Origin of the sequence: Niastella caeni (genome assembly GCF_004834005.1) — a bacterium.
Classification (GTDB): domain Bacteria; phylum Bacteroidota; class Bacteroidia; order Chitinophagales; family Chitinophagaceae; genus Niastella; species Niastella caeni.
Map to the genome: position 1 here is coordinate 357,558 of NZ_STFF01000002.1, position 17,171 is coordinate 374,728.

Genomic DNA, 17,171 nt, shown 5'->3' on the forward strand with positions numbered 1-17,171 from the left:
TAAAAAGTAAACAATGAAACGAAATAATATATATGCTATTTTGGGAGCTTTCCTGGTACTGTCATCCTGTTCAAAAAAATTTACAGATAAACCTTCCCTGGATGCTACCACGCTTTCGAATTATTACAATACGGCAGAAGAAGTACGCGGGCTAACCAGTACCTTATACGGTTTGCCCTGGTCGGGTTATGAGAACCGCGCCATGGATGCTATTGGCGATGTAATGGCCGGCAATGAATATACCGGTGGCAATGATGATCCACCTTTTCTTAACTTTTCCATGGCTTCCACATCGGTGCGTATTGCCGATGCCTGGAATGTATTTTATAAGATCGGTGGCTGGACAAGCGAGTATATGAAGGCGCTGGAGCAAAAGAAGGCAATGGGCGGCAATGCTACGTTTATTGACCCGGGTATTGCGGAGTGCCATTTCTTCCGCGGCACCGTATATCTCTTCATTGGCCGTATCTGGGGCGATGCACCCATCATTACCGATCCGGGTAAAGCGGCGTTGTCGGGTAATTTTAATATTCCGAGATACTTTCAGAAAGATGTATTGCGCTTTGCCCTGGAAGAACTGCAGCTAGCAGAAGCAGGGTTGCCGGAAACAGATCCGCAGCCAGGCAGGGTGACGAAGTATTCAGCCAAAGGCATGATGGCTAAATTATACCTGTACCTTAAAGATTATGATAACGCAAAAGCAAAAGCGCTGGAAGTAATGAACTCGAACCAGTATGAACTGGTGGCCGACTATGCCGGGATGTTCAATTCAAGCAGCCTTAATAATAATAAAGAAGCGCTCTTTTCCATACAACACCAGCTTACCAGCAATCCCTGGGGATCAGGTAACCAAAAGAACCCCGACAGAGGCCCTTCGAATTTGCAAACCGATGAGGCAAGCATGTGGCAATTGTATCTTCCTTCAATGGATATCCTGAGTGCCTATGAGTTCGGTGATCTTCGCCGTAAGGGCTCCGTAATGGAACAGGGTTGGACTAAACCTGACTGGAAACCGAAGAATGCCAATGCCGCTTACAATACGTTTATGGCAAACGGTTATAAATATGACACTATTCAAAAGGAAGGCGACGGCGGAATAAAAAATGGTACCCGCTCAAATATTGCAAAGTATGTAGTGGGGCCCGGTAAAACCTATGGTGGTGAAACCGTACTGGGTATGAACACCGGTATTAATACAATGATCTTACGCTATGCCGACATTTTACTGATCTATGCAGAAGCGGTTATGGGCAGCGCCTCATCAACATCAGAAACCACCGCATTGGCTGCTTTCAATAAAGTACGGGCACGCGCGGGTTTGACTGCCAAAACTTCTATTACAAAAGACGAGCTGTTGCGTGAACGTCGTGTTGAATTTGCTTTTGAGGGCGATTACTGGTTCGATATCCAAAGACAGGGATATGCAAAAGCAAAACAGATGATTGAAGCGCAAAACAGGGGCACTGCAGATGCCGCAACCAAAGTAACATTTGCTGAAAAATATATGTACCTGCCCATTCCTGCCGGTGAAATATTACAGGACCCAGAATTGGCAAAAGACCCGGTTAGCTATTATTAATACTAAACACGATTGTTATTATGAAAAAGTTATTCCAATATAAATTTCTTCTGATCGTTTTGGCTGTAGGCTCCCTGGCAGTAACCCTTGATTCGTGCAAAAAAGATGGCGACGGAAGTCCTGATATAAAAGCCGGTAACCCCGTTGCTGATAGTGTAAGCCCGTCCACTGCCGCTGGTGGCGCTACACTAACCCTAAAGGGGAGCGGACTGGGACAAATTCGAAAGATCGTATTTGATAAGGACAGCGTGCCTGCTTCTTTTTACACTACGCTGAATACGGAAAATGCATTGGTATTCAGGGTGCCTGATACCATATCGGGCGGGCCGCAGAATATCATCTTCACCAATAGCGAAGGCAGAACGTTATCGGTTCCTTTTACCGGTTTGGCCTTTCCCAGTGTAACCAGTGTTTCTAACTACGATTTTGTTGCCGGCACACAGCTTACGCTTACCGGAAATAACCTGGAATCTGTGAACAAGGTTGTATTGAATAATACTACTGATCAGGCAACCATTGTTTCAAAATCAAAGAAGCAACTGGTGATCACCATGCCTTCTACAACCAGTCCGAGAGCTGCATTAAACATCACCAACGTAACGGGAACCACTCTTACTACGCAGGAGTTTGTAAATATCGATCTGGCATATCCGTTTTTTACAGATAGCTTTGGACCGGGTTATGAAAATGGTTCCTGGGGCGATGCTGCCTTTATCTCTACTACAGAGTTCAAAACAGGCAGCAAATCAGTAGGAAAGAATTACCAAAAAGGCAACTGGCACCTGCTGGGCCTGGCAAACTGGGGGGCCGGCACTACGCAGGACGCTTCCTACAAATACCTGACCCTTTGGGTGAAAGGCGCTTCAAGAGATTACTCATTGTACATCATGTCTGATAAAATAACCGGTGGTTACGGAAATTATATTGAAGCCAATAGAATTGATGTACCTGCCAACGTATGGACCTATTTCAAAGTGCCTTTGTCAACACTCAACCTGTGGGCTGGCGGTTCAACATTCAATCAGCTTGGTTTCAGGATCAAAGGGCCCGATGCGCAGGATGAAATATTCTATTTTGACGATGTTCTTCTGGTTAAATAAAATCAAAATGTCCGTACTCCTATTGAAACTGCAGATGAACTATGAATAGGTATGTAAGCAATATAAAACATCTTTTGTTGCTGGCCGGACTGGTGGGGGCTAACTGCTCCTCTGCCCGGCCGGTAACGAAAGAACTGCCGGCCGATAAAAACGCTACTTCGCAAACAATTAACCTGTACAATAATTTAAAGAAAGTAGCGCAGAAGGGTTTTATGTTCGGCCACCAGGACGATCTGGCGTATGGGGTGAACTGGAAATATGAAAATGGCAGAAGTGATATAAAGGATGTAGCCGGCGATTATCCCGCCGTGTATGGCTGGGAGTTAGGCGGGCTGGAAGCCAATGCAGAAAAGAATATCGACGGCGTTCCGTTTAAAAAAATGCGCCAGTATATAAAAGAAGGCTATGAGCGTGGCGGTGTGATCACTATCAGTTGGCATGCCCGAAGTCCGTTTGGCGCGGAAAAAGGCGCCTGGGATACTACGCATGGTACCGTTGCCTCTATTTTACCAGGCGCGGCTAACCACCAGTTGTATAAATCGTGGTTAGATGAGCTCGCGAAATTCTTTCTGTCATTAAAAGGAAGCCAGGGCGAAGCCATCCCGGTTTTGTTCAGGCCGTTTCACGAGTTAACAGGAAACTGGTTCTGGTGGTGCCGTAATACCTGCACGCCTGAACAGTTCAAAGTATTATGGCGGTTTACGCTGTATTACCTGCGGGAAGAAAAGAAAGTGCACAATCTCTTATACGTATACAATACGTCGGGCGATTTTAAAACAAAAGGGGAATTCCTGGAACGCTATCCGGGCGATGACATCGTAGATATGATCAGTTTTGATTCTTACCAGTATGATGACCCGGCCAAAAGCGACTGGTTTGTAAAGAATATCAATTTTCAATTGGGCCTAATTTCAGAAATAGCCGCTGAAAAAAATAAACTCACAGCCCTGGCCGAAACCGGATATGAGCAAATTCCATTTGCCAACTGGTTCACGGAGACCTTATTGAAAGCGATAGGGGAGCATAAGATCTCTTACGTACTGCTCTGGCGCAACCATGGCTATAATGAATGGATGAAAAAGATGCATTATTATGCGCCGTATAAGGGCCATGGATCAGAACTTGATTTCTTAAAGTTCTATCAGTTAGATAATACCTTATTCGAGAAAGATATAGCCAAAGAAAAACTCTATACCGATTAAAGCCTGTTCCTGGTTAAGTAATCAAGATTGCATGTTTGTATTGACCTGAACGGGTTGACCCTGACGGAGATTCCACTATAACTTGCATTATATGATAAATAAACCTATCCACTGATGGCCTGGGTGAAGGCCCTCTTTATGCTGCTACCGGCTATGTTGTTAACCATAGCCGTGAATATGCCAAATCTAAAGGCTGCACCATTTTTAGAATTTGGATTGAAGGCAGGAATATTTTGAATTATTGCCGATTACCGATTGCCGATTCACGAATTTTAACGAATGAAGATAACATTATTAGACGCAGGCATTGTTTTTCTATACCTGGCTACCATGGTAGTAATAGGTTGGACGTTACGTAAAAGAGCACGGAAAAATAAGGAAAGCTATTTGTTAGGTGGGAAGTCGCTACCGTGGTATATGCTGGGTTTAAGTGATGCCAGCGATATGTTCGATATCAGTGGTACCATGTGGATGGTGGCCTTGTGTTTTGTGTATGGGATGAAGTCGATCTGGATCCCCTGGTTATGGCCTGTATTTAACCAGGTATTTATGATGATGTTCATTTCAAAATGGGTGCGCCGGTCGAATGCCAGCACCGGCGCCGAATGGCTGGTAACCCGTTTTGGTACCAGCGGCAAAGGCATAAAAAGTTCTCACAATGTAGTAGTGGCCTTTGCGCTGTTAAGCTGTTTTGGATTTCTCGCCTATGGCTTTGTTGGCCTGGGCAAGTTCATTGAAATATTTGTTCCGTGGAATACGGTGGCGCCTTACGTACCATTTGCAATAGCGCCCGAATATGTGCCGCATCTGTATGGTATTGTGTTTACACTGTTCGCTATGTTCTATTCCATCCTGGGCGGTATGCACAGCATTGTATTGGGCGATGTGATCAAGTATATCATCATGACGGTAGCCTGCATTGCCATTGCAGTTATTGCTATGGTGAAGTTACACACCAATGGTACGGTGCTCGCTGTACCTAATGGCTGGACCAATCCTTTTTTCAACTGGCATTTGGATCTCGATTGGAGCAGTACGGTACCCGATGCCAATAAGAAGATCGCAGAAGACGGATTTGGGTTGTTTGGATTTTTCTTTATGATGATGTTGTTCAAAGGGATTTTTGCCAGCCTTGCCGGGCCTGCACCCAATTACGACATGCAGAAAGTATTATCAACCCGTTCGCCCAAAGAAGCGAGCAAAATGTCGGGGTTTGTATCCATCATCTTGTTACCGGTACGGTATTCCATGATCATTGGGCTTACGGTACTGGCGTTATTGTATTATAACCAGCTCGATCTGCATGCGGCCAACGGAACCGATTTTGAAAAGATATTACCGTCGGCCATCAATAACTTTTTACCGGTAGGTATTTTAGGCCTGGTGCTCACCGGTTTGCTGGGCGCCTTCATGGGCACGTTCTCGGGCACCCTGAATGCCGCGCAGGCATATATCGTAAATGATATTTATTTGAAGTATGTAGATCCGCAGGCGGGCACAAAGAAAATAATCACCGCCAATTACCTTGTGGGTATTGTTGTTGTAGCCATTGGCGTAGCGCTTGGTTTTTTTGCAAAGAATGTGAACAGTGTGCTGCAATGGATAGTAGGCGCTTTATATGGCGGATACATTGCCGCCAATATGTTGAAATGGTATTGGTGGCGCTTTAATGCCAATGGATTTTTCTGGGGCATGGCCAGTGGTATTATGGCCGCACTGGTATTTCCCTTCATTTTTACAAATACCTTACCCTTGTATAGCTGGCCCTTGTTGTTCCTGATCTCCCTGGCTGGTTGTTTTATCGGGACCTATACAGCCCCACCCACAGAAGAAGCCGTATTGAAACAATTTTATAAAACCGTAAAGCCCTGGGGTTTTTGGCAACCCATACAAGCAAAAGTAATGGCCGAAGACCCGGCGTTTATACCTAATAAGAATTTCAAGACCGATATGTTCAACGTAGTACTGGGGATCATAGGTCAGTGTTGTTTAACCATTCTGCCTATGTACATCGTATTATGGTTGAAGCTGCCATTGTTGATCACGGTGGCCATATTGGTGATCATTATAATGGTTTTAAAAAGAACCTGGTGGGATAAACTGGAAAACTAATCAGACTCTAAAATTGAAATGTAATGGACAAGAATTTTTTGAAGCGGCTGGAAATGCTGAAAAAATCGCACGAGAAGTTAATTAACCGTACTAATGAAAAAGTGGAAGAAGATAACGGGATCTATTGCCGGTATAAAAACCCGGTGTTAACGGCCCGTCATACGCCTTTGTTCTGGCGCTATGATCTCAATGCCGAAACCAATCCGTATTTGATGGAACGGATCGGAATCAACACAGTCCTCAATGCCGGTGCTATTAAGCTGAACGGAAAATATCATTTGATTGCCCGCGTAGAAGGCAGCGACCGGAAATCTTTTTTCGCTGTGGCGGAAAGCGATAATGGCATCGATGGGTTCAAATTCTGGGATTATCCGGTGTTGATGCCACAAACTGAAATAGAAGATACCAATATTTACGATATGCGGGTGGTGCAGCATGAAGATGGCTGGATCTACGGATTGTTCTGTACCGAGCGCCGCGATCCCCATGCGCCGCCTTCCGATCAATCTTCGGCTATTGCGCAGTGTGGTATAGCCCGTACGAAAGACCTGAAAAAATGGGAACGGCTGGCCGATCTGAAAACGCCTTCTCCCCAGCAACGCAATGTGGTGCTGCACCCTGAGTTTGTTGACGGACAGTATGCCTTTTATACCCGTCCGCAGGATGGGTTTATAGAAGCAGGCACCGGAGGTGGCATCGGCTTCGGGTTAAGCAGCTCCATGGAGAATGCCGTTATTCATAAAGAAGTAGTGGTTGATAAAAGGATATACCATACCATCTCTGAAGCAAAGAATGGCCTGGGCCCGCAACCCATTAAAACAGCCCAAGGTTGGTTGCACCTGGCGCATGGCGTAAGAAATACGGCTGCAGGTTTGCGTTACGTGCTGTATATGTTCATGACCGGTCTGAATGACCTCACCAATATAATTTATAAACCTGCTGGTTATTTTATAGCACCCGAAGGCGAAGAACGGGTAGGGGATGTATCGAACGTGGTATTCGGCAATGGCTGGATCGCAGATGAAGACGGACGCGTGTTCATTTATTATGCATCCTCCGATACCCGCATGCATGTAGCCGAATCAACCATCGATCGACTGGTAGATTACGTGATGAATACACCGGCAGATGGTTTTACCTCCGCTGCTTCGGTTCGGACTCTCTATAAAATGATTGATAATAATAAGTTGGTGCAGCAGCATACTGTTTCATGAATCTTTCCATTTTCAGAATTGAATTACAACAGGAACTGCAAGCCATTCTTGATTACTGGATAAACAATACGGTAGATGAGATGGAAGGCGGTTTTTATGGCAGGATCGATAACGACAATATAAGTTATCCCGATGCGCCAAAGGGAAGCGTATTGAACGCCCGCATCTTGTGGACGTTTTCGGCAGCATTTAGTCTTACAAAAGATCCGCAGTATGCAACAATGGCGGAGCGGGCATTTTCTTATATACAGGACCATTTTATCGACAAAGAATACGGCGGTGTATACTGGAGTGTAACGCACCGGGGCGATATTCACGACCCTAAGAAACAGTTATATGCCCAGGCTTTTGTGCTGTATGCTTGTAGCGAAATTCATCGGGCGTTGCAGGTTGAACCGGCCAAAAAACTGGCAATAGCGTTGTATCATTTGATACAGGAAAAGAGTTTCGATGCTATAAAGGGTGGTTACTTTGAAGCGTATGCCCGCAACTGGCAGCCATTGGCCGATCTGCGACTGAGCGATAAAGATGCCAATGAGAAGAAAACGATGAATACGCACCTGCATATTCTTGAAGCGTATACCTGTTTATACCGCATCTGGCCAGATGAACAATTAAAGCAGCACATCATCTTACTGCTTAAAAATTTCGACGATCATATCATCGATCAGCAAACCGGTCACTTGCATTTGTTTTTTGATGAAGACTGGAATGTGAAATCTGGCACCGTTTCTTATGGCCATGATATAGAAGCCAGTTGGTTATTGCTTGAAGCTGCTGAAGTAATTGGCGATGAAGCGTTGATTGCAGGAACGAAAGCGCTGGCCATTAAAATGGCGGAAGCTGTGATCATTGGTTTGGATATCGATGGCGGCTTATGGTATGAATTTGAAAAGGCACATAACCAATTGATCAAAGAAAAGCATTGGTGGCCACAGGCGGAGGCACTGGTAGGTTTTTACAATGCCTGGCAGCTTAGCGACCGGCACGAATTTCTGCAGTATGCATTTAATAATTGGGCGTTCATTAAACAACACATCCGCGATCACAAAAACGGCGAATGGTTCTGGGGCGTTTATGAAGATTACACTGTAATGCCCAGCCAGGATAAAGCCGGATTTTGGAAATGTCCTTATCATAATAGCCGCGCCTGCATGGAGATCATCCGGCGAACTACTAAACCCTGAAAATAGGAAAGAGGGAGAACCCTCTTTCCGTTTTTATTTATGCCCTCAAAGCATAAAAAGCATTAAATAAGTTGTATAATTAACAGTCGCAGACTGTAGATGGCTTGATAATTATATGTCAAAGGTACATTTAATGGTGCAAATAAGGAAACACCAGTCTAAATGAACTGTTAAACGTTATATTATCGTGATGAGTTTATACCGCCATTGATTGCAGCAAACTGGCGGGAGACAGTTGTGTATAATCAGTTATGTATTGAATAATATTATTGTATGCCGCAAAGTCTTCTTTTTCATGCAACAAGGTTAGCACCACTGATGGCATACCGGCATTTTGCGCTGCTTCCACGCCCTTGGGCGCATCTTCAAAAACCAGGCAATTACCTGCTGCCATACCTAATTGTTCTGCACAGTTGAGATAGGTTTCAGGGTGGGGTTTGCTGGTATGTACATTGTCGGCACTGACAATAGCCTTGAAGAAATGCCTGATATTCAGATTGTCTAATACAAAATCAATATTGAACATGATCGCCGCCGAGCCAATAGCCATTGGAATGTTCATGGCATGCGCTTTCTCTAAAAATTGTTGTAAACCTGGTATCAATTGCAGATGCGGCTTGTATTCCTGTTGATAACGTTTTTCTTTTTCTACCGAAAGCCGGTCCATTTCTTCCTGCGTAAACCGGTCTTTTCCAAATACGCGGACCAGCAACTCGCTGTTCTTGCCATACATATGGCTCTTCACTTCCTCCCAACTTAAATTGGCGCCTAAGTCATCGTTTAAAATGTGATACCATGCCTTTAAGTGAAATTGCATATCATCTATCATGGTTCCATTCAGATCGAATAAAAAAGCCTTGTTCATAAATTTCCCCCTTGTGCATTTAATAAAAAAAACACCGCAAAAGTAAGGCATCAGCCTCGTTTTGCAGTGTAAAACAACAAAACACAAAAATTTATGGATCTTCAGGGTATTTGTTCGTTCTGAAAAGTTTTGATGATCAAATAGTAAAGCTTACCTGCATCCGGCACCCCCGGCCGGGCGAAGAATCTATTTTTACATGTCCGTTAAACAATTCTGTGCGGCTTATAATGTTGGTGATGCCAATGCCTTTTCGTTTGCGGGTGGTATCGAAGCCTTTTCCATTATCGGCAATGGTGACCTGTAGCAACCGGCGGTTTTGGATGATGTTGATCTGTACTTCCGAAGCCTCGGCATGTTTTATGGTGTTGTTCAATTGTTCCTGAACAATGCGGAAAAGGGTCATTTTTAATTTATCGTCGAGTTGCTTCTCATCGGGCACAGAAAACTGCAGGGTGATGTTACATTGCTGCGCCAGCCTGATGTTTTCGATCAGGTCATTCAGCGATAATTCCAACCCCACTTCCTTATGAAATGTTTCGATCATTGATTTTGACAAGCGGCGGATCTCTTCTATTGCACTGCTAATTGTATCACAGCTTCGCTTGATCATACTTTCCTGCATGGCCGGCGAATCCTTGGCGCAATTGAGGTACAGCCGGGCTGTCGTTAACACCTGGCTGATATTGTCGTGCAATTCGCGGCCCAGCGTTTCGCGTTCGTTTTCCTGCGCATCTATCACTGCTTTGGCAATTTCCTGTTGGCGCCTGATCTTTTCTTCTACCAGTTGATTCTGCAATTGTATCTTTTCTGTGATGTCATTGGCCAGTACCAGCCAGGCATTGCTTCCTTTATAATTGATGGCATGTACCCATACTTCTACAAATATTGTTTCGTTGTCCTTTTTAATATGCTTCCGTAGTATTGACGGACGATTGCTATGTTGGGCTTTAGGTAATATTTGGAGCAATTCTTTCTTTTCTTCCGGCGACATAATATCAAATGCCGTCATTTTCATGAATTCCTTGCGCGAATAGCCGTACAGTTGTATGGCGGCTTCGTTCACTTCTACAAATTGCAGGCTCTCGGCCTGGCATACCCAAATGGGGAGCGGACTTTTATAAAAAAGATTTTTGTACAGGTACTCCGACTCCTTTGTTAGCTCTTCGGCTTTTTTTCTTTCAGTAATATCCCTGAAATTACCCACCAGCGCATGAACGCCCGGCACCTGTAACATGTTCGATGCCAACCCCTGCACCCAACGTTCGTTGCCGGGTTTGTCGAACACTTTAAGATCAATGGTAAACAATTCATCCGGGTGCCTGGTAAGGTTTTCCAATAGTTCGGCAACAGCCGGCAAACTATCGGGGTGGATAAACGAACATACATGGCGGCCCATATAATCGTTTTCTTCGTACCCGAATATTTTTTTGGCAGAAGGCGATCCGTAAAAAATATTGCCTTCCGCATTGGCCATGGTAATGATGTCGGTGCTGTTCTCTATAAGCGATCTGAATTTCAATTCGCTGCGCCGTAATGCTTCTTCGGCATTTTTTCGTTCGGTAATATCCTGGGCAGAACAGGATAGCGCTATTATATTATTGCCTTCGCGAACGGGGTTTACCGAGATATCGAAGTACACAGGTTTTTGCTGCATGTTGATGGAGTGGGTGAACCGGAGCACAGCGCCATTGAAGGCCGCCTGGTAAATTTTATCCCAGGCTACTTTTTGCGAATCGTCGAGCAGGCCGATGCAATCTATGACCTCGGTTCCGGGCAACACCTCTTTACCGGTGAACTGTTTTATGGTATTGCGAAGATGTACATTACAAACTATGTATCGCAGGCTTTTGTCAATGATCCAGGTATACCCTTCGGTATTTTCAATGACGCCATTTAAAATGGCTGCAAATGCAGAATGCCGTTTAGGGCTATTCAATGCCTGCATAGCATCGCTATGCGAAACAGATGAGGTTTGCATAAAATAGTAAGTATTAAAGTGTTAACAAAACACCTTGTCTTCATGGAATGTCATGAAAACACAACTCTGGTTTGGAAGGGATTAAGCGCTACTAGTCAGAGAGAATGAATGACTGGTTGGAGAGTCGCTGAGCCTTTTGGAACGGTTGTATCGAAAACCCGTTTTGTAAATTTAAAGAAATATATTAATCAGACTGCATTAACGGCTATAAATCTTAATCTATTGCTTGTTCGTCAATTTTCTTCTAAAAGCTATTGGCCTTTTATACGCAAATAATATACTGATATGTACGCGTATGTTTGCAAGATGGTTGTGTAAATGTAAGAAATTGTGCAAAAATGTTTTTGTTATGCAATCGCTTACTTCCCAGTAATTTTGCGTGGCATGGAGACTTCAGTAGTGCAACCTGTGGTTTTAAAAAGAGCAGCCCGCTTATCGATAGCAGCATTCTTTTTTATTGCCGGATTGTGTTTTGCGAGTTGGGCTTCGCGTATTCCCGATATTAAGTTGCGGCTGAAATTAAGTGATGGTGGACTGGGCGCCGTGCTGTTTGCGCTTCCGGTTGGGTTGATGATCTCGCTGCCTTTTTCAGGCTGGCTGGTGCACCGATTTGGTAGCCGTACAATGTTGTTGCTCTCGGCGGTGATCTATCCGGTTATCTTATCTACTATTGGGCTGGTGCAGGAAACCTGGCACCTGGTGGTTGTTTTGTTTGGATTTGGCTTCATGGGGAACCTGTATAATATAGCCGTAAATACCCAGGCGGTTAGCCTGGAAGCATTGTTTGGACGGTCGATCATGGCTTCTTTTCATGGTATCTGGAGCCTGGCGGGTTTTACCGGCGCTTCTATTGGCACCCTGATGATCAACCTTCATCTTGCCCCCTTCACGCATTTTTGTATTATAACCGGTACGGCGTTGTTGTTGATTAGTTTGTTGTACCGCAACACGTTGCAGCAGGATATCAATGCCGATACCGACCGGCCTTTGTTTGCCAAACCCGATGCCACTTTACTAAAACTGGGATTGATCGCTATGTGCTGTATGGTATGCGAAGGTGCTATGTTCGACTGGAGCGGGGTGTATTTTCAGAAAGTGGTGGAAGCGCCCAAAGGATTGATCCCTTTAGGGTATACTGCTTTTATGAGTACCATGGCGGGCGGCCGTTTCCTGGGCGATAGGTTGGTTATGCGGCTGGGCGTTCTGCGCATGTTGCAATTAAGTGGGTTGGTGATTGCGTGCGGATTGGCCATTGCCATAAGTTTTCCTGCAATAGTTACTGCCACGTTGGGTTTTATGCTGGTTGGAATTGGTGTTTCTTCTGTAGTTCCGCTGGTGTATAGTTTGGCCGGAAAATCAACAGTGTTTTCGCCGGGCGTGGCACTTGCTGCCGTTTCTACCATTGGTTATTTAGGTTTTCTGGCTGGTCCGCCTCTGATAGGTTTTATTGCCGAAGCCGCGAGTTTGCGCTGGTCGTTAGCCTTCATAGCAGTGTTGGGGTTTACGACGACGATCATTGCCAGCAAGACAAAGTTTTGAGTTTACAGTTCAAAGTTTACAGTTCAAAGTTTACAGTTCAAAGTTTATAGTTCACTGTTCACGGTTTATAGTCTTGAGTTCTTTGTTCAGCATTTTCAGTTCTCTAGACCGGCAGGGTTATCGTTCTTGTTGTATTTAGGATTTTTGAATTTTACTCCTTTTACGGTTGTTGTTTGAATATATTTAATTAACCCAAAAATCATTTTTCTGATTTCTCTACATAAAAGATACAGTTCGTCAAACAGAACTTTAGTAATATAATTCCGGTCTAAAAGACGGTATAGCTGTGATTGGCATTCGCAGGCAGACCCGAGGGAAACTCCCAGGAATTGAATAAATTCCTTATTTCCTCCTCTGCCAAAACCTTCTGAAATATTATCCATAATGGAACCGCTGGAGCCATTGATCTGGTCTTTTAATTTATAATCTTTCGCCAGGTCAGTCGTGTAAGTAAGTGTATGAATTTTAGAGCAGAGTAATCTTGCTTTTTGCCAGGCTGTAATTTCCTCAAAACTGTAAAAAGTAGCCATTACAAAGTTTTTAAAAATGAAACAATGGTAATGATGCTACTAAAAAGCCTGATAATTTAAATATAGAAACATAATTTTAACTGGCAAAAATAAGTTCCCTAAAAAGCTTATACTAAACTGTAAATTTTAAACTGTGAACTGTAAACTGTAAATTTTAAACTGTGAACTGTAAACTAAGAACTCAATAACTTACTAACCTGCTCTCCAATAACCGGCGCCAACGCTACCCCCATACCACTCATTCTAACAGCGCAATAAACATTCGGTGATACTTCTTTTACGATCGGCATTTTTTCGTTGCCCATACCCATAATGCCGCTCCACCGGTCGGTGATCTGATAGGTATAGCCGGGAAGGATGTATGTTTTCAAAAAATGCTCTAACTCTTGTTGTATCGTATCGGTAATGGTGAGCTCGGTGGTATTTTCTTCTTCAAATGCTTTATTGCGCGCACCGCCGAGCAAAACGCGGTTGCCCAGGTTGCGGAAATAATAATACCCGGCATCATAATGAAATGTTCCTTTAAGTGGTAAGCCTTCAATAGGGGAGGTTACGAGTACCTGTCCGCGGGCGGGCACAATATCAAGCTGAGGTAATAATTGCCGGGCAAAGGCATTGGTGCATACCAGCACTTTACCGGCTTTTAAATGCATCAACTGGTTCGTATACAGAACAATGTTATCATTTACTTTTTCAAACCCACTGATCTCAATCGCATTCAACACCGTTACGCCCATCGATTGTACGGCCTGTAATAATGCCTGGCATAATTTGCCGGAGTGTAAATAGCCTTCTAGTTTGTTCTCTATTAAATGGCTGGTATTGTGCAGGCCTAATGCGGCAATCTTTTCATCGGCTTGTTTAAAGGTTTTCTTTTTACCGGTTATGTTGTACAGCAATTTATTCAACCGCTCTGTTTCATGAGCTAATTGGTTTTTACGTTCGGCATCCTGTGCTGCGAACAACTCATAGCCGCCACACAGGTCAAAGTCGATGCTATGTTCCTTAAATACTTTACGAATGCGTTGTAACCCTTTATAGCGCATTTCAACCAGTTGCAGCATATTGTCATCTCCAAAGCGGGCGGCATCTTCCACCAGTTCGGTAACACTGCCAAAGCAGGCAAAGCCGGCGTTGCGGGTGCTGGCGCCGGTGGGAATAATACCCCGGTCTACAATGGCCACGGAAAGGGTAGGATGGTTCTTTTTCAAATGCCAGGCGCACCATAAGCCTACCAGGCCGCTGCCCACGATGATCACATCTTTAGGCGCATAAAAACTTTCTTTTTCCCAAATTGATATTTGCATTTTTATAATTTTACGGCCTTAATCTTGCTTAATTTAAAAGTAAACAATTGATGATGAAAAAAATTATCCAATTATTATCCTGTGTAATCCTTTTTACCGGTTGCGAAAGTACGCACCAGATCCTTAAAACACTGGAACCCTATGCAGCGGGCGCCAATGGTCAGTTGACCAGCGGTGAAATTGCCTCCGGTTTAAAACAGGCGCTTGAAGTGGGCGCTCAGAATTCTTCCAGCCAGCTCTCGGCTTTGGATGGCTTTTTTAAGAATGCTGCTATAAAAATACTGTTACCGCCCGAAGCGCAGAAAGTAGAAAAAACATTGCGTGATCTTGGCATGAGCAGTCTCGTTGATAAAGCCATTTTATCAGTGAACCGGGCTGCAGAAGACGCCGCCAAATCTGCCGCGCCTATTTTTATTGATGCTATTAAAACCATGACCATCCAGGATGCGTTGGGTATTTTAAAGGGCGGTGATTTTGCCGCTACCAATTATTTGAAGTCGAAAACAACTTCGTCGTTAACAACGGCCTTTAAACCGGTTATTGAAAGTTCGCTCAGTAAAGTGAATGCTACCAAATACTGGTCGGATGTGTTTAATACCTACAACAAATTTGCTACGAACAAGATCAATCCCGATCTGTCGGCTTTTGTTACCGGCAAAGCCATTGATGGTATTTTTTACCAGGTAAGCCTGGAAGAACAGAAGATCCGCAAAGACCCTGTTGCGCGGGTAACCGATCTGTTGAAGAAAGTGTTTGGAAGCAAGCAGGCGCAGGGAGGAAGTTGAAATGAGAAATGAAGAATGCGTAATAAGGAATGAAAAAGGGAATACAAGTTAAATGCAAATATTGAATATCGAATATTGAATGTTGAATAATGAATGTTGAAGGAAGAGGCATGAAATATTCGATGGATGAAGGTGTTTATGATTGGTCATTAGCCAACGGAACATTTACAATTAAAAAAGAAGTACAATAAAAGCACTTCGACGCCGGATATTCTACATTCGATATTCGACATTAAAAAAGGATCACCTGAAACCAGATGATCCTTTTTTATTTATATGCCTTAATATTTCAGACCTACCAGCTACTTACTACTAGCCACTAGCTCTTAGATATGGATCGCTTCGCCATAAGCTACTTCAATAGCTTCTTTAATGTTCTCACTCATGGTTGGGTGAGGATGGATGCTATCCAGTACTTCGTGGTAAGTAGTTTCCAGTTTGCGGGCAACTACAGTTTCGGCGATCATCTCAGTTACGTTGTAACCGATCATATGAGTGCCGAGCCATTCGCCGTATTTAGCGTCGAAGATCACTTTAATGAAACCTTCGTTGTGTCCGGCAGCAGAAGCTTTACCGGCAGCGCTTAACGGGAATTTACCTACTTTAATTTCATAACCGGCATCTTTAGCCTGTTTTTCTGTTAAGCCAACAGAAGCAATTTCAGGTGTGCAATAAGTACAGCCTGGTACGTTGCCGTAATCGAGCGCTTCTGGTTGGTGGTTGTATTTCTTTTCACCGTAGGCAATGCTTTCTACGCAAATGATACCTTCTTTAGATGCCACGTGCGCCAAAGCTTGTCCGGGTACGCAATCGCCAATAGCGTATACGCCCTGTACGTTGGTTTTATAATATTTGTCTACAGCAATTTTACCTTTTTCTGTTTTTACACCGAGTTCTTCCAGGCCAATACCTTCAATGTTAGCAGCTACACCTACAGCGCTCAATACCACATCTGCTTCGAGGGTAACTTCACCATCTTTGGTTTTTACTTTGGCTTTAACGCCGTTTCCGCCGGTATCAACGCTGGTAACTTCAGAGCTGGTCATGATCTCGATGCCATTCTTCTTGAAGTTCTTTGCCAGTTCTTTTGAAATTTCTTCATCTTCTACCGGTACAATGCGGTCCATGAACTCAACGATGGTCACTTTGGTGCCCAGGGTGGCATAGAAATAACCGAATTCAACACCAATGGCGCCACTACCTACCACGATCATGCTCTTGGGTTGCTGGGGCAACACCATTGCTTCGCGATAACCAATGATCTTTTTGCCATCTATTTTCAGGCTGGGCAATTCGCGGCTGCGTCCGCCGGTTGCCAGAATGATATGCTTTGCTTCAACGATCTGTGTTTTGCCGTCGGCGCTTTTCACTTCGATCTGACCTTTAGCTTTCAGTTTTCCAAAGCCCATGATCACATCGATCTTGTTCTTCTTCATCAAAAAGGTAACGCCTTTGCTCATCTTGTCGGCTACACCGCGGCTGCGTTTAATTACTGCCGAAAAATCAGCTGTACCGCTGGCTTCAATGCCATAATCTTTAGAATGCTTAATGTATTCAAAAACCTGGGCGCTTTTCAGCAGGGCTTTGGTGGGAATACAGCCCCAGTTCAAACAAATACCACCCAAACTTTCTTTTTCAATAACAGCGGTTTTGAATCCCAGTTGAGATGCCCGGATAGCTGCCACATATCCGCCGGGGCCGCTTCCGAGAACTACTACGTCGTATGCCATTTCGAATTACGATTTTAGATTTTACGATTTTTCTGATTCTTCC

Annotated in this window: 13 protein-coding genes; 8 read left to right on the top strand and 5 right to left on the bottom strand. The window is 44.1% G+C overall.

The genetic code is table 11. From position 1 onward, the window contains the following. Positions 1–13: 13 nt before the first annotated feature. From FAM09_RS09255 to FAM09_RS09280, 6 genes are all read left to right on the top strand, one after another. The gene (locus tag FAM09_RS09255) at positions 14–1,579 is read left to right on the top strand and encodes a RagB/SusD family nutrient uptake outer membrane protein (RefSeq protein ID WP_136576814.1); all 1,566 of its coding nucleotides are present in this window, start codon (positions 14–16) and stop codon (positions 1,577–1,579) included. Positions 1,580–1,599: 20 nt separating this feature from the next. Beyond that, a complete protein-coding gene (locus tag FAM09_RS09260; RefSeq protein WP_136576815.1) occupies positions 1,600–2,679 on the top strand; it encodes an IPT/TIG domain-containing protein in 1,080 nt (359 codons plus the stop codon). Positions 2,680–2,720: 41 nt separating this feature from the next. Beyond that, entirely contained in the window at positions 2,721–3,881 is a 1,161-nt protein-coding gene (locus FAM09_RS09265; protein ID WP_136576816.1) for a glycoside hydrolase family 26 protein, read from the top strand. 279 nt (positions 3,882–4,160) lie between these two features. Next, complete coding sequence (locus tag FAM09_RS09270) at positions 4,161–5,993, top strand: sodium:solute symporter family protein (protein WP_136576817.1); 1,833 nt, start codon at positions 4,161–4,163, stop codon at positions 5,991–5,993. Between the two features lie 23 nt (positions 5,994–6,016). Next, entirely contained in the window at positions 6,017–7,207 is a 1,191-nt protein-coding gene (locus tag FAM09_RS09275) for a glycoside hydrolase family 130 protein (RefSeq protein ID WP_136576818.1), read from the top strand. Further along, entirely contained in the window at positions 7,204–8,394 is a 1,191-nt protein-coding gene (locus FAM09_RS09280) for an AGE family epimerase/isomerase (RefSeq protein ID WP_136576819.1), read from the top strand. Before FAM09_RS09275 ends, FAM09_RS09280 begins: the two co-directional genes overlap by 4 nt. A 196-nt stretch (positions 8,395–8,590) precedes the next feature. On the opposite strand, the gene FAM09_RS09285 is transcribed toward FAM09_RS09280, so the two are convergent. Together FAM09_RS09285 and FAM09_RS09290 are read right to left on the bottom strand one after the other, a co-directional pair. Further along, the gene (locus FAM09_RS09285; protein WP_136576820.1) at positions 8,591–9,259 is read right to left on the bottom strand and encodes an HAD family hydrolase; all 669 of its coding nucleotides are present in this window, start codon (positions 9,257–9,259) and stop codon (positions 8,591–8,593) included. 136 nt (positions 9,260–9,395) lie between these two features. Further along, the gene (locus FAM09_RS09290; RefSeq protein WP_136576821.1) at positions 9,396–11,237 is read right to left on the bottom strand and encodes a PAS domain S-box protein; all 1,842 of its coding nucleotides are present in this window, start codon (positions 11,235–11,237) and stop codon (positions 9,396–9,398) included. Between the two features lie 384 nt (positions 11,238–11,621). Between FAM09_RS09290 and FAM09_RS09295 the strand changes: the two genes are divergently transcribed. Continuing rightward, a complete protein-coding gene (locus FAM09_RS09295; protein WP_136576822.1) occupies positions 11,622–12,776 on the top strand; it encodes an MFS transporter in 1,155 nt (384 codons plus the stop codon). A 95-nt stretch (positions 12,777–12,871) separates the two neighbouring features. On the opposite strand, the gene FAM09_RS09300 is transcribed toward FAM09_RS09295, so the two are convergent. Both FAM09_RS09300 and FAM09_RS09305 read right to left on the bottom strand, forming a co-directional pair. After that, a complete protein-coding gene (locus FAM09_RS09300) occupies positions 12,872–13,306 on the bottom strand; it encodes a four helix bundle protein (protein WP_136576823.1) in 435 nt (144 codons plus the stop codon). Positions 13,307–13,479: 173 nt separating this feature from the next. Then, a complete protein-coding gene (locus tag FAM09_RS09305) occupies positions 13,480–14,613 on the bottom strand; it encodes an NAD(P)/FAD-dependent oxidoreductase (RefSeq protein ID WP_136576824.1) in 1,134 nt (377 codons plus the stop codon). Between the two features lie 53 nt (positions 14,614–14,666). Between FAM09_RS09305 and FAM09_RS09310 the strand changes: the two genes are divergently transcribed. Next, positions 14,667–15,398, top strand: a complete 732-nt coding sequence (locus FAM09_RS09310; RefSeq protein ID WP_136576825.1) for a DUF4197 domain-containing protein — start codon at positions 14,667–14,669, stop codon at positions 15,396–15,398. A 326-nt stretch (positions 15,399–15,724) separates the two neighbouring features. Here FAM09_RS09310 and lpdA read toward each other — a convergent pair whose 3' ends face one another. Next, entirely contained in the window at positions 15,725–17,128 is a 1,404-nt protein-coding gene (gene lpdA / locus FAM09_RS09315) for a dihydrolipoyl dehydrogenase (protein ID WP_136576826.1), read from the bottom strand. Positions 17,129–17,171: the final 43 nt, after the last annotated feature.